Source organism: Terribacillus saccharophilus (genome assembly GCF_046592895.1).
In the GTDB taxonomy this organism is placed as follows: domain Bacteria; phylum Bacillota; class Bacilli; order Bacillales; family Amphibacillaceae; genus Terribacillus; species Terribacillus saccharophilus_D.
Window position 1 is genome coordinate 101250 of sequence record NZ_JAWVPU010000004.1, and the last position, 13183, is coordinate 114432.

General features: G+C 37.0%; 13 protein-coding genes and 1 tRNA gene. 7 read left to right on the forward strand and 7 right to left on the reverse strand.

Features of this window, described 5'->3' with window-relative positions; all coding sequences use genetic code 11:
• Positions 1–42: 42 nt before the first annotated feature.
• From SFC66_RS13290 to SFC66_RS13300, 3 genes are all read left to right on the forward strand, one after another.
• Positions 43–1185, forward strand: coding sequence for a site-specific integrase (locus SFC66_RS13290; protein ID WP_411219220.1), 1143 nt, complete (start codon positions 43–45; stop codon positions 1183–1185).
• A 97-nt stretch (positions 1186–1282) separates the two neighbouring features.
• Positions 1283–1603: an ATP-binding protein gene (locus SFC66_RS13295; protein WP_411219221.1), complete on the forward strand. Its 321-nt coding sequence runs from the start codon at positions 1283–1285 to the stop codon at positions 1601–1603.
• On the forward strand, positions 1563–2198 hold the full coding sequence (locus SFC66_RS13300; RefSeq protein ID WP_411219222.1) for a hypothetical protein: 636 nt from the start codon (positions 1563–1565) through the stop codon (positions 2196–2198). Before SFC66_RS13295 ends, SFC66_RS13300 begins: the two co-directional genes overlap by 41 nt.
• Positions 2199–2814: 616 nt before the next feature.
• Here the strand turns inward: SFC66_RS13300 and SFC66_RS13305 are convergent.
• The 5 genes from SFC66_RS13305 to SFC66_RS13325 all read right to left on the reverse strand — a co-directional run bounded on the left by SFC66_RS13305 (position 2815) and on the right by SFC66_RS13325 (position 7938).
• Entirely contained in the window at positions 2815–3291 is a 477-nt protein-coding gene (locus SFC66_RS13305; RefSeq protein ID WP_411219223.1) for a Mov34/MPN/PAD-1 family protein, read from the reverse strand.
• 12 nt (positions 3292–3303) lie between these two features.
• Positions 3304–5133 (reverse strand): ThiF family adenylyltransferase, encoded by a 1830-nt coding sequence (locus SFC66_RS13310; RefSeq protein WP_411219224.1) that lies wholly within the window; start codon positions 5131–5133, stop codon positions 3304–3306.
• A gap of 6 nt (positions 5134–5139) precedes the next feature.
• Positions 5140–6174 (reverse strand): nucleotidyltransferase domain-containing protein, encoded by a 1035-nt coding sequence (locus tag SFC66_RS13315; protein ID WP_411219225.1) that lies wholly within the window; start codon positions 6172–6174, stop codon positions 5140–5142.
• 181 nt (positions 6175–6355) lie between these two features.
• Entirely contained in the window at positions 6356–7603 is a 1248-nt protein-coding gene (locus SFC66_RS13320) for an SAVED domain-containing protein (RefSeq protein ID WP_411219226.1), read from the reverse strand.
• Between the two features lie 262 nt (positions 7604–7865).
• Positions 7866–7938 (reverse strand) — tRNA-Val (locus tag SFC66_RS13325).
• A gap of 293 nt (positions 7939–8231) precedes the next feature.
• Here SFC66_RS13325 and SFC66_RS13330 point away from each other — a divergent pair.
• The gene (locus tag SFC66_RS13330; RefSeq protein WP_411219227.1) at positions 8232–8534 is read left to right on the forward strand and encodes a hypothetical protein; all 303 of its coding nucleotides are present in this window, start codon (positions 8232–8234) and stop codon (positions 8532–8534) included.
• Positions 8535–8664: 130 nt separating this feature from the next.
• Here SFC66_RS13330 and SFC66_RS13335 read toward each other — a convergent pair whose 3' ends face one another.
• Positions 8665–8952 (reverse strand): hypothetical protein, encoded by a 288-nt coding sequence (locus tag SFC66_RS13335; protein ID WP_411219228.1) that lies wholly within the window; start codon positions 8950–8952, stop codon positions 8665–8667.
• Positions 8953–9069: 117 nt separating this feature from the next.
• Entirely contained in the window at positions 9070–10329 is a 1260-nt protein-coding gene (locus SFC66_RS13340) for a DUF5068 domain-containing protein (protein ID WP_411219229.1), read from the reverse strand.
• A gap of 297 nt (positions 10330–10626) precedes the next feature.
• Here SFC66_RS13340 and pgaC point away from each other — a divergent pair, with 297 nt between their 5' ends.
• From pgaC to SFC66_RS13355, 3 genes are read left to right on the forward strand one after another with little or no spacing between them, the layout of a single operon-like run.
• Positions 10627–11877: a poly-beta-1,6-N-acetyl-D-glucosamine synthase gene (pgaC, locus tag SFC66_RS13345; RefSeq protein WP_411219230.1), complete on the forward strand. Its 1251-nt coding sequence runs from the start codon at positions 10627–10629 to the stop codon at positions 11875–11877.
• On the forward strand, positions 11838–12287 hold the full coding sequence (gene pgaD / locus SFC66_RS13350) for a poly-beta-1,6-N-acetyl-D-glucosamine biosynthesis protein PgaD (protein WP_411219231.1): 450 nt from the start codon (positions 11838–11840) through the stop codon (positions 12285–12287). The genes pgaC and pgaD overlap by 40 nt, the downstream gene beginning before the upstream one ends.
• Positions 12284–13153, forward strand: a complete 870-nt coding sequence (locus SFC66_RS13355) for a polysaccharide deacetylase family protein (RefSeq protein ID WP_411219232.1) — start codon at positions 12284–12286, stop codon at positions 13151–13153. Before pgaD ends, SFC66_RS13355 begins: the two co-directional genes overlap by 4 nt.
• Positions 13154–13183 lie beyond the last annotated feature (30 nt).

Consider the following 13183-nt stretch of genomic DNA (forward strand, 5'->3'; position numbering starts at 1 on the left):
TACAAATATTAATCTATTAATCTATTAAGGTGGTCAATGTCTATGAAAGGTCATATTTATAAACGCGGGAAGACTTATACGTACGTAATTGACGTTGGGAGAGATCCTGAAACCGGCCAAAGAAAGCAAAAATCCAAGGGTGGCTTTCAGAAAAAGAAAGAGGCCGAACAAGCTTTGCGAAAGGCTTTAGATGTATTAGAAAAAGAAGACTTTCACTCACCATCAAAAGAGAACTTTTCAACTTTTATGCAAAAGTGGCTTAATACACATTACAGATTTCGGGTTAGTGAAACAACTACAAGCATAAGCACTTATACGATTAACAAACACCTTCTTAACAATAATCCATTTCTAAACAAACAAATTTCTAAAATAACTACTAGGGATATAGACAATTTTTACGGATATAAACTCAATGAAGGTCTTTCAACAAGTACAGTTCGTAAGCTGCATAACTTACTGAATAAGGCCCTAGGACAAGCACAAAAATGGAATATGATTATTTCAAATCCTGTAGCAAGTGCTGATCCTCCATCTATAAAAAAGGCAGAATTCCTGATATGGAATTCTGCTGACATCAATAAGTTCTTAATTACCATAAGAAATGAGCGGCTATATATTTTATTTTTTTTGGCAATTCATACTGAAATGCGTAAAGGAGAACTCTTGGCTCTTAAATGGTCTGATATTAATTTTGCCAAAAGAATTATAAATGTAAGACGCTCTTTGTCCAATATCCCTGGTAAGGGATACTTACACAAAGAATTAAAGACTAAAAAATCCAAAAGAAATATAACCATAAGTAAAGACGTTGCAGAAACTCTTCTTCAACATAGAAAAGAACAGGAGAAGATTATTAATGCATTTGGAAATGCCTATATAGACAATGACCTGGTAATTTGCACTACTGAAGGTAAAGAGCAGGATTTACGTAATGTAACAAGAGTGATGAAAAGACTAATACAAGAAGCTGGAGTGCCTATGATTAGGTTCCACGATTTGCGACATACCCACGCCTCTATTCTTTTATCTGAAGGTATAGATGTTGTTGAGGTATCTAGTCGATTAGGTCACACAAACCCTAGGACTACCTTGGAAACTTATGCGCATTTAGTCCCCAATAAGAATAACAATGCTGCTGATCGTTTTAGTAAAGCATTGAGCAAAGATCTCTTTGAAGGTTAAAGGAAAAATTTCACAAAACACCTTCTCTTTTATTATCAAAAGCTATATCCTAATACCAAAGATAGGAAAAAAGACATAATTAGAGAGAAGGAAAACTGTGAAGAAGTTCGATTTGAATATCGAAAAGGTCTTAGAACATTGGTCTATAGCCCACGCACTGAGAGAGATTATTGCAAATGCACTTGATGAGTCAATATTAAGTAATACTAAGCAACCTCTCATACATAAGGACAACAATGGTTTGTGGCATATTAAAGATTATGGCCGCGGGCTAAAATACGAACACCTTACTCAGAATGAGAATACAGAGAAGACAGAAAATCTAAACAAAGTCATTGGAAAATTTGGTGTGGGGTTGAAAGACGCACTAGCTACTTTTGATCGGCGGCAAATCGAAGTTACCATTCATTCTCGATGATATTACAATTGAAAAGGCCCCAAAAGGTGACTTTGAAGACGTTGTAACATTACACCCTATTGTAAAAGAACCGACTAATCCTGAAATGGTGGGTACAGAATTTATCTTCTCCGGTCTTCAAGATAGCGATATAAACGAGGCAAAGGACTTCTTTCTACTCTACTCTGGTGACAAACTTATTGAAGAAACTAAGTATGGTTCTATATATGTTAGCCGTAAGAGGAGCGCCAGAATATATGTAAATGGAATTTGTGTAGCAGAAGAGGAGAACTTTTTGTTCAGCTACAATATTACATCTCCTACAAAGAAACTCCTACAATCGCTAAACAGAGAAAGAAGTAATGTTGGCAGAGGCGCTTATACTGACAGAGTTAAATCAATATTGCTTGAGTGTAAAAGCAACGAATCTGCTGAACTACTAGTTGATGACTTAGAGAATATGCAAACTGGTGTAACACACGATGAACTGCAATGGATAGATGTTCAACTTCACGCCTGCAAAATACTTAGCAGTAAAGAGAAAGTCTTGTTCCTAACTGCCTATGATTTGATGGATGGCGGCAAATATATAAACTGCCAAAGAAGAAGGTATTAGGATAGTAACGGTTCCGGAAAATCTTGCGCTAAAACTGCAATCCAGTAGAGATTTAAATGGCAATGAATTCCGTGATTTAGATGTTTTCGCCGCTGAATGGTATCAGAACTTTGAGTTTAAGCTAGTAGATTACAAGAAGCTTAGTAAGAGAGAAAAAGAAGTGTTTGATCATAAAGACACTATTCTAAATTGGTTCCCACATCAAAGAAAAACAGTAAAAACTATCGTGATTTCTGAAACAATGCGGCAGGATAATTATAGTGGAGACGATGCACTAGGTTTATGGGAGCCAGAAAACTAACGAATAATCATTAAACGTAGTCAACTTTCGAACGTACAAGCATTCACGGGAACATTGCTGCACGAGCTTGTTCACGCATTTACTGGAACAGATGATGTGACGATTGAATTTGAGAATGATTTAACTAAAACTTTAGGTAAAATAGCTGACCTTCATATCGACACACAGAAAAGAAAGAAGAAGAATTTAAGAAAGCTTTTTAATTTCTAATTGCTGTATACTTTTAAATAGCATAGGTAAGCGGTCTTCAAAAATAAGATCTAAAAATTACTTTTTAAAATAGCCCAGCAAATAAAATAGATGCCTTTTTGGCATCTATTTTATTTCATATAATGGTGTTAATTGTTTGTTATACAAATCTGCACACCATATTCGAATTTCTTGAATACCTTGAATTACGAAGAATAGATATTGTGAGTCGTATTGTAATTTTGAGATTCTCTCCCAATCTCTTTTATCAACAGTAGATGGAGTAGGATCAGCTTCAGGATGTGTATGCCATTCACCAAAGTAAAAACTTCGGTAGTCCATCTTCTTTAGATACTCCTCGTAATACTCGTTATGTCCTTTATAAGATCTGAAAAAACTGTATCTAGTTTGTTTATCATCATACATTGGTTCAGTAACTGTATCTAAGATATAATTACCGTTTTCGACTAATATTCTTCCTATCAAGATACCCCCAGATTCGGGGTCAGTTCCCCTTATTTGTTTGTACTGTTCAAAAACAACCAAAGGTTGATTCTTAATGATTAGTTTTTTACCATTTGGTAGACGATATTTTCTTTGCATATTATTCGCAACCTACCCTTTTCTCATATCAGTACACACAGGACAAGAGTCAGCTTTATAAGAAAGACAGTCTTGTTTTAACTGTTCCTGAGTATTGTTTAAGTACCTTTCGGTCGCTCTAAACTGTTGTGAGAAAAATATATCTCCTTCACCTTTTACCGAAAATAATGGATTGTCTACAATTGTGCCACTTAATAGCTTTATTGCTGCATCAACAGTAGCAATTGCAATTCTCTCGCTATCTAAAAAGCTGTATGGAGTAAATGCACTACCACATCCGGTAATTTTTCTAATAAAATTTTGTCCCGAGGAAGAGAAACTAATTTTATTTATTAAATGGCCTTCTTTGCTACTCTCGAATATACAGTTATAGCAACCACTAGCATTATTATTCCCAGATACTAAAACGTGTCCACCAATATCTAGAGGTTCCAACCAGGAATGAATATGAGGTACTACATTATTTTCAGATCTTAGCCTTTTCGATATTTCTAACTCTGTATTTGGTGAACCAATTGCAAAGATAATTAAATCGTAATCTTTAATAATGGTCTTCTCTTTATTCAAGTATTCTTCGAAAGTTATAGAGTGAGGATCTATAATCGTATGTGGATATTTACTCCTACATTCATCTGCTATCTTATCCACTTTAAAATTTGTTTCCGGAAAAATGTTTTCTTTGTTTATAACACTATCAAAGCCTAAGCGATGTCTTAGAACATTATCTCTAGAAAAATAATCGTTATCAACAATAGTTATTTTTCCAACTCCACCCTTAGCTAGTTTAAGAATCACCTCACTACCAACTGACCCTGCACCAACCACCAAAACATTCTTATTTTGCATCCCTATACTTCCGCTCGTTCTTTTAAGAAGATAATCTGTACTCCAGTTATACACAATTAATTTGTGTATCTCTAAGTTCTTAGGCTTGTCAAACAAACTATGGTGAAAAACGTTTTTTCCATAGAATGCTTTTTTTTCCTTAATACCTTTAAGTATTAAACCAAAAAATGCTCTTTCATCATTAACAGTAGGTATACTCACAATAACAAGATCGACAATTGTTTGTTCAGCAGCTCGTGCTTCAATTACCATATCCCGTTTAATTTTTGTTATGTCTTTTTGGCGTATTCTTCTAAGAAGAATAGATTTAATTTCATCATACGACCAAAAACTATCCTCTGCAGGCGGCTTTATACTTGTTTCAAGTGGTAAATACAATGTTCTAAAGTATTTTCCTCTACGTTTCTTTATCCTTTTTAAGTCCTTATTAAATATTTGCTCTAAAGGAATACTTGTTTCTTTATCAATTTCATCTAAAGACTCTGTTGCAATAAATTGATTATTTTCAATTGAAATTAAATCTATAGTTCTCACGCTTGTATCATTAACATTTAAATCAGCAGATACAATTCCAAATTGTTTATTAACAAGACGACCACTTGATTTCCATATTTCTTCAAACTCAACATAATAATCAGTAAAATTTATTCCACTAAGACCATCTTTTATAGTCTTCATAGCCATTTCAAAAGCATCAATAAACACTTTTGTAGGATCCTGTGGATTTATAATAAGTGAATCTTGCTGATAGTAACATATTTCATTAAAGAGGATATGCGGCAGACCAGTAAATTTTCTCTCTATATCAGTAAACATTGGCAACTTATGTGGAAAATCAGTGCTGATATCAACTTTAATCAGCACTGATTCTTCATTTAGCTTCGTCTTTATATATCCAGAATACGGGTCTCCGTCCGTGGGTAAAAGCGACTCTATATCGCGGTTATGGTAGTATGGTAATTCATCTGCTATTCTTTCTATGGTGTAGTCTTCCATTCTTAATCACTCCTTGGAAGATTGAGCATTGTGAGTTAATGAATTATATTCAGTCTTAGCGGAAGTTTGTTTTTTGTCTGGAACAATAAAATCTTCTCCGAAGACACCATTCAATATCTCAGCTGCTTCTACGGGGTCTTCTTCTTCTTTTGCATCATTTAAACAGGTTAACAAATACTCCAATTTCTGCTTAAAATTATCCATTTGTATATCTGTCATTTTCTCAAGAAGGTTGGAGTTAGGAGCAACTGGTAATTCTATCCTAAGTCTATATACAGTAACAATATAACCCTCTAAATTCCGGGCTTCCGGAAGGAAATTAATAATCATAGAATTTACTAGATATATTAATGCATCCAAATCTCTGTAAGAAGTTGATGAATTTCCATCAGGTAAATAAGTTACATCCTTTTGAGGAGAGAGCCATTTTTCCGCACCACAAGTAAGTGCAATACCACTCGGCTTTCCATTAACGGATTTAAAAGTAAGATCTTTCCATCTCTTTAAGTAACGAACTACTCTTCTAAATTGTTCTCTATCTCCAGAATCAGGTGAGTACTCTGTGATTTTCTGAATCAATTCTTTGGGATTAGATTCAAACCAAACTTTTTCAGTTTCGCTACTATATCTTTTACCTCTAGCTAAATAAGTTTTCCCATCATCATTATTGTTAGCGTACACTGCAACATCAATATGATATCCATCCGAATATTCAACCGTGACACAAGGCTTTTTGATGGCTACAGATTCTCCTTGATTTTTTAATGCATCGAAAACCCATTCTTTAACTTCAAGCGGCTCATAATCTTCTTTAGAGATATCAAAATACAATCCTATGTCAATATCATAATCTCCACCCTTTAGGGGTTTTATTCCTGTGTGCATTGCGTATGAACCTTGATTAAATGGTGTAGGGCTTTTATCAACCTTTTCTTTAATCAGGTCCATAACTTCTTGTCTTCTCTCCCTAAGGACTTCATTTTCCTCTAACAATCTGATTTTATTATGGAATTTTTTAAAATCACTTTGACATAAGACCATTCTGAACCCCCTAATTTACTAATTTATGTAATTATAGCATTATTATTCTACCATTAGTAGCTAAATACACTGCTATAAATTAGGTATAAAAGGTCAAGAACCTCCGTTCTAAATTTCAAAACATATTAAGAATTAATACATATATAAATATAAAAGTAGCCAAGGATTTTCCTTGGCTACTTTAAATACTGTCTTTCTTTTCAAACTTAGCCGCAAGTAAATCACTCAGTGAATAAAGAATACTTCTTAACGGCGTAGAATTAGAATGAGGACCTGTTTCTTTATTGGATAAAATAAGCCGAATGCCATTAGCTCCAAATGCTATCCCCCAGGGATAGCAAGGTTCTTTGCTTGCAACAAAGTGATACGAAATAATCTCTTTCATATAAGTATTAGTTGTGAGTTTAGTTCCCAATTTAAACGGTAAGCAACTCTGCGATGATATAATTAGATGAATTTTTTTTATTGAGTTTATCTTACTAGCTTCCACTAAAGTCTTAAAGATGGTATCAACATAACAATTTAACTGTTGCATATTCCTAATATAATTGGCTTTAGGCTCGTTAACCTTTAAGTGCAAAAATGGTGCTCCAAACTGAGATAATTGATCTTCTTTAATTTCCTCAGTAACACTTACTCCAATTACTACTTCACTGATGTCGTTTGGCATATCACTCAATTCTTTAACAATTTGCAAGTCATTTTGAAATTCTTGATTTTGTGAATTGCTTTTTTTTATTTTACTAATAAAGTTTCTAATAAAGTTATTTTTAATTTTCTCTTTTTTAATGACCTCGTAGGAGTCGGTCTTACGATTATATTCGTAAAAATTGTTTATATCTGGACCCTTAAAGCAATATCCAGCAAACATAGTTAGCGGTATAGCAGCAGTTCCCGTATATCCTCTTTTCGAATACTTGCTATCCGAGCAGTAACTCTCAACTTGACTACGAATATGTACGGTAGCATCTTCGAACCGATCTTTTGTCATTTCAACACCAGCTGTGGCATACCTTTGTAAGTGTATTTCTCTTTCAGTATAGTGGAGGTCTTTTAACTTTAATTCTTCTTGATAGTCAGCAATTTTCCGTTCCTTCACTCCTAAAAGGTTCAAAATATTCTCCTTAGATTTGGCTGATCTATTCAGAACCACCGAAAGTATTACAAGAGCAATGCCTGTTAATAACTGTACATAATCAGTGCCCTCTTGCTGTTCAATGCTTATTATATAATTTAATGTTTTATCCCAAGGTGTCCCGCCGAAAGCCCCTACAATTAAAGACGTTCCTAAACCTCCAAATGTAAATGAAAGACCTACTTCATTGTTTTGTTTTGATTTAGATATTGAAAACCATATAAAAAATCCCAATATAATTGCTGTAGTCAACAAAAAAGGGTTATTCATTAAAAATTCGACTAAATGCCCCATTATTAGCTCCTCGCAGTATCCTTAGTTATATATTGATCAAGACCCCAGTATTATATCATTACAAAGTCCTGTATTTCAGTCTTTTTTCATCCGCAAAATAAATGAGCAATATACGAGTAAGAGTAAAACGTTGCTTTACGTTATCAATGTTAGCAAAATGTTAGCATTTGCCACTCTAATACCCCTAGGACCCCACTGTACCAGAAAAACCAAAAAGCCTGTAACCCTTGATACATAAGGGTTACAGGCTTTTTTATTGTAGTGATTCCGACTGGACTTGAACCAGCGACCCCTACCCTGTCAAGGTAATGCTCTCCCAACTGAGCTACGGAATCAATATGTAATGTGACGTCTTGTATTATTTTATTAAATAACTCTAAAATTGTCAACGTTTTTTATGAAGTGCAATATATTTTAAGCTTTAACACATGATGTTTCCTCAAAAATAAATCCAATAAAGTTCATATTATACTATAATGGTAAATATATACTCAGAAAGAAGCTGATTCCTATCACTAGAAAAAAGACACTAATTTTCACTTTGTTTATCCTTGTTATAACAGGACTGCTACTATACTTTATCCTGCCTTACTTTTTTGTGAAACACGATAAAAACTTAGAGAATAGTTTGAATGAAAGTTTTAAAGATGCTCCCACTTCTGTTCATGTCGGAGATTTCATTACATATGATTGGGAAAAAGCATATCTATTCACTCCTTACACAGAAGAAGAGGATATGCAAACCGTATTAGGTCCTTCATTTCAGGATCCAGTCAATATGAGCTTGCGAGATGATATCATGCTGCTTGTAGTAGTGAAAGAAAACAATACATTCGAATATGCCGGAATTAAACTTGGTAATGGTTATCCGTCCATGGAAGAAGCATACTTAACCCCGGAAAACGACGTATTGGGAATTTCAGAGCCCTAAAAAGGGCAGCAGGCGACCTTAGGTCAGTTTCTAGCAAGTAATCCAACTTTGAAACATACTTTCCATTGAAACTATGGATATGCTCAAACAAAACCGCGAAGCAGCTTCTAGCTTCGCGGTTTTTGCGGTGTTATCTACCAGGATTTTTTTTGGCTTCTTCTTCTCTCTTTAAGTCATTCTGGATCTTACTTAATTTTTTATTCATCCGGACCAAATCGAAAAGCAATATGGCAACACCTAAACCGACAACAAAATATGACACGATACCGGCGTAATAAATGAATGGCACATATACATAAAATCCATCCAAAATCTCATGCACAAGTATGATTATTCCGCCGATTATCAAGATGGGCATGAATAATTTTATACGTGTGAAAAGTTTTCCAAGCTTCTTATCCGTATTTTTATCTAGCACTTGCTTCCCTCCCCGCTGTAATTTAATTCCATATCATTTCTTTCCCCGACATCAAACTGAAAAAACAACGATTTGAATGAAATTCAGCTATCCTTCCAAACAAGTCTGATATTATTTTTATTTTATTTTGAATGTAACTTTATTTCCTTCTGATAATTCTTCTGCATTCTCATCATATAATGGACCAAGCTCAATCTCGAATGCTTTGTCTTTCCAAATGTTTTCATATTGTTCTTTATCAAGTACATATACGTGCAGCAATTCAGCAGTGTCACCGCTGGCAACTGTTTCCTGAAACTCGTACGGTGATAGCCTGGCTTCGTTTATCAAGGATTGTGCTCCATCGTTTACATATAATGTGGATTCACTGTTCTCCAATCCTATGTCAGCAGAACTTTTATTATCAACAGTGAATTGGACGGTCAGCAGCACGACTCCCGTCAGGAAGTTCCTAAATAGCGGTGCTTCAAATTCATTTGGCGTGAATTCTGTGAACTGGTAACCGTCCAGTGTGATCGTTGCATCTGCAAGCTCTTTACTTTGTGCGATATCTTCTTTTTGCTCGATCATTTTCTTTTCGCCCATATTATCATGTGATGCCAGGTCTTGGTAAAAGGCTTGATCGGCTTTACTTTTTTCAGCACTTGCAGCATCAAAATTGACCGTGAATTTACCTTCTTTGCCGATGGCGCTATCGTAGTCATCTGGTGCTGTCAGTGCAACAGGAACTGTGATGAAAGCTGATCCTTCGTCCATGATTGTTTCCAAAGCCGATGTTCCAAATGGGTATGCCATATAACCAGTGACCGATTCACCAGCCTCCAAAGTATAGTTGTCATCAGGGGGAAGTTTCATCAACAGCTGCTGATTCTTAGGCACTATATGGAGATAATCACCTTTATACCCTTGTTCGCTGGAATAAGTTATCGCGAATGATGGCATATAATAAACTTTGGAATCTGTATCATTCGTTACAGTGAATTTACCCAGCAGGATCGCTCCACTCGTTTCATCGTCGAAGGAATAGCTGTGATTGGCATCAAAATCCTTCATCTCTATAAGCGAATAAGCATCCAGCGAAGCAGTCACACCTTCCATTTCATATGCTTGCGGCTCATTGTTTTCATAAAGCACTCTTGCATCTGTTGCCTCGATTTCCGTTCTCATATATTCTATTACTTCAGGGAATTCTGCTATCTCTTTTGAATTTGCTGCAGTTTCTGCTTCTGTATCATTTACATGATCTGCAGGTCCTGATTGCTCGGCAGTATTTTCGTCTTTATCTGCATTTGTTTCTTGATTGTCACCGCTGCAGCCTCCGATAATGACCATCGCAAGCACGGCTCCGAGAAGAAACATCCATTTTCCAGTCAACATTTCAACCTCCAATCAACCTATCACTATGGTAACACGCTTCAAAAAATTACAATATAAGTAAAAAGCAGCGTATTAAGGCGCGCCTGATAAGGCATATTCGAGGTATGACATGGACGCTATCATATTTACATACGAGTTTTGCAATATTATAGGTGCAACATGCATTTTAACAGTATAATATACCTATACATTTAGATTTATTTTACATATTTGCGCAAAATTCTTCGTGCTATTTATCTGGCAATCTATTATACTTTGATAACGCATATGCGATTACATGAAGGTGGGCACAATTACATGTTCGATGAAATTTTTGTACCTGGGCTGAATGGCATTGCCAGTTTCGTCTTTTGGTACCCATTTGTTATGTCGCTATTTTGGATTGCTGGTACGCTAGTCTATATTTGGTTTCGTGATAAAGATCAGAAGATTGATTTTGAGAAGACTGATTGGCCGCTGATCAGTTTTTTGGTTCCTTGCTATAACGAGGAAGATACTATAGAAGAAACATTGCATAACTTATTAAGTTTGGATTATCCGAAGAAAGAAATCATTTTGATTAATGATGGCAGCAAGGATGATACGGCTGCCATCCTGAAACGGTTAAGCCAGGAGCATCCTGACATTCGTGTGATCCAGTCTTACGAAAATCGCGGAAAAGCAAATGCGCTGCATCTTGGTGCACATGCGGCCCGCGGGGAATATTTGCTTTGCTTGGATTCGGATGCGATCCTTGATAATGATGCGCCGTATTATTTGATACATCACTTCCTGCATAAGGGAGAGCGGCTTGGTGCGGTTACCGGTAATCCGCGGATTCGGAACCGGAATACATTGCTCAGTCGGATGCAGCTTGTGGAATATTCCTCGATCATTGGCGCCATCAAGCGTACACAGCGAATCCTTGGAAAAGTGATGACCGTTTCCGGGGTGGTCGTAGCCTTCCGAAAACGTGCACTTTTGGACGTTGGATTATGGGATCGGGATATGATAACGGAAGATATCGCTGTCAGCTGGAAATTGCAGCAGCGTTTCTGGGACATTCGTTATGAACCGCGTGCGCTTTGCTGGATGCTTGTTCCGGAAAGCCTCAGTGGAATTTGGAAGCAGCGTGTGCGCTGGGCACAAGGCGGACAAGAAGTCATGCTGCGCCACTGGCGCGTATTGTTCCGCTGGAATCAGCGCCGTATCTGGCCTGTGTACTTAGAACAATGGATCAGTACGATTTGGGCATTCGCTTGGGTTTTCGTTACAGTGACACTTCTTTTGACTGCTACAACGTTACAGCAGATGCTGATTTGGATTACATTCACGTCGTTTGCGCTTGTATTCATGAGTTTGATTCAGCTGTTCATTTCACTACAGATCGACTCTAAATATGACAAAGTGAAACGCTTTTATCTGTGGGCATCCTGGTATCCTGCCATCTATTGGATCGTCAATACCGGGGTTGTCATCAGTGCGCTGCCTCGTGCCATTGCATCACGTTATAAAGGAGGCTATGCGACATGGAAAAGCCCAGACCGCGGGATCAGCAAGAACAAGTAATCATTCTGGAGAAGCAATCTTTGCCGCGATTCATCATCAGTCTTTTGTTCACACTGCTCATCTGGATTTACAGTCTGTTTGTTGTCTGGTTTTTTACTTCAGCTTTATTCGATACGAATGACCGGTACAGCGGCATTTTAAAGATTGCTTTTAAAACGACGAATGGTGAAGTCAGGAAATTCATGCTGATTGGTGTATGTATCTTCCTAGCCTTCCTTGTTTACTTTTTGTTATGGAGAACGTACAACAAAAAACGTTTCGGGAATAAAACACGACGGCGGCAGCCTATGCCCGTCACAGTGGATGATTTGAATCAGCTGGGGCTCGTTCCTGCCGAAACCATCAAGAAACTGCAAACAAGCAATTATATTGAATTTGAGAAAAATCCAGTAAGGGACTTGGAAAAATGAAAAAAATTCTGCTGATTCTTGTCGGAGTGTTTATTGTGGGGCTGATTTCTTACCACGCCATTCACTTGTTCGAGGCAGATGTGGCAGAAGAAACAAAAATCGATCACGCATTGAACAAAGATGGCTGTCTTGGCTTGAATTATCATAGGGTAAGACGCCCAACTATTTTTAACAAGACAGTTTCCCTCGTTACCCGCTCAGACGAATTGACACGCTATAGTGTGTATACCGATGACTTCAAAGCACAGTTGGAGACGCTCAAAAGCATGGATGCCACTTTTGTGACACCAGAGGATATCAATCGTTATCAAAAGGACGGCCGCTTTCCCGATCGCTGCGTTTGGATCAATTTCGATGATATCGACCGGACTGTGTATGAAAATGCTTTTCCGATATTGGAAGAGGAAAATGTTCCATTTACGCTATATGTCATTGCAGGGCATGTTGGCGATAAGAATTTCCAGAATCTGCAGATGGCCACTTGGCCAGAGCTTGAGGAAATGGCGGACAGCGGTCTGGCGACAATCGGCTCGCATACATATGATATGCACCGATTGGAAGCAGATAAGCCGTTGTTTCTGGATGATAAAAATCTGGACCGTTTCGCCGAGGACTTAGACAAGAGTAAAAACGCCATTGAGGAACATCTAGGAATCGATCCTGTCACATTTGCTTATCCGTATGGAAATACAAATGATAAAGTCGCCAAAGTGGTGAAAGATGCCGGCTTCGATCAAGCTGCCATCCTCGCACCGCAATCCATCACTGTAAAAGATGACCCGTATTATTTGAACAGGATCGTCACCAATCCGGAAACATTTGAATCGATTGTCTTACCTTACTTAGAAGAACAAGAAAAAGGGTGAAGCTCATGTCAGCTTCACCCTTTTTCTTAT

Excerpts from the sequence above, each read along its gene's own strand:
- SFC66_RS13290 (WP_411219220.1), top strand. The coding sequence starts at position 43 with ATGAAAGGTCATATTTATAAACGCGGGAAGACTTATACGTACGTAATT.
- SFC66_RS13305 (WP_411219223.1), bottom strand. The coding sequence starts at position 3,291 with ATGCAAAGAAAATATCGTCTACCAAATGGTAAAAAACTAATCATTAAG.
- SFC66_RS13320 (WP_411219226.1), bottom strand. The coding sequence starts at position 7,603 with ATGGGGCATTTAGTCGAATTTTTAATGAATAACCCTTTTTTGTTGACT.
- SFC66_RS13355 (WP_411219232.1), top strand. The coding sequence starts at position 12,284 with ATGAAAAAAATTCTGCTGATTCTTGTCGGAGTGTTTATTGTGGGGCTG.
- pgaD (WP_411219231.1), top strand. The coding sequence starts at position 11,838 with ATGGAAAAGCCCAGACCGCGGGATCAGCAAGAACAAGTAATCATTCTG.
- SFC66_RS13315 (WP_411219225.1), bottom strand. The coding sequence starts at position 6,174 with ATGGTCTTATGTCAAAGTGATTTTAAAAAATTCCATAATAAAATCAGA.
- pgaC (WP_411219230.1), top strand. The coding sequence starts at position 10,627 with ATGTTCGATGAAATTTTTGTACCTGGGCTGAATGGCATTGCCAGTTTC.
- SFC66_RS13340 (WP_411219229.1), bottom strand. The coding sequence starts at position 10,329 with ATGTTGACTGGAAAATGGATGTTTCTTCTCGGAGCCGTGCTTGCGATG.
- SFC66_RS13310 (WP_411219224.1), bottom strand. The coding sequence starts at position 5,133 with ATGGAAGACTACACCATAGAAAGAATAGCAGATGAATTACCATACTAC.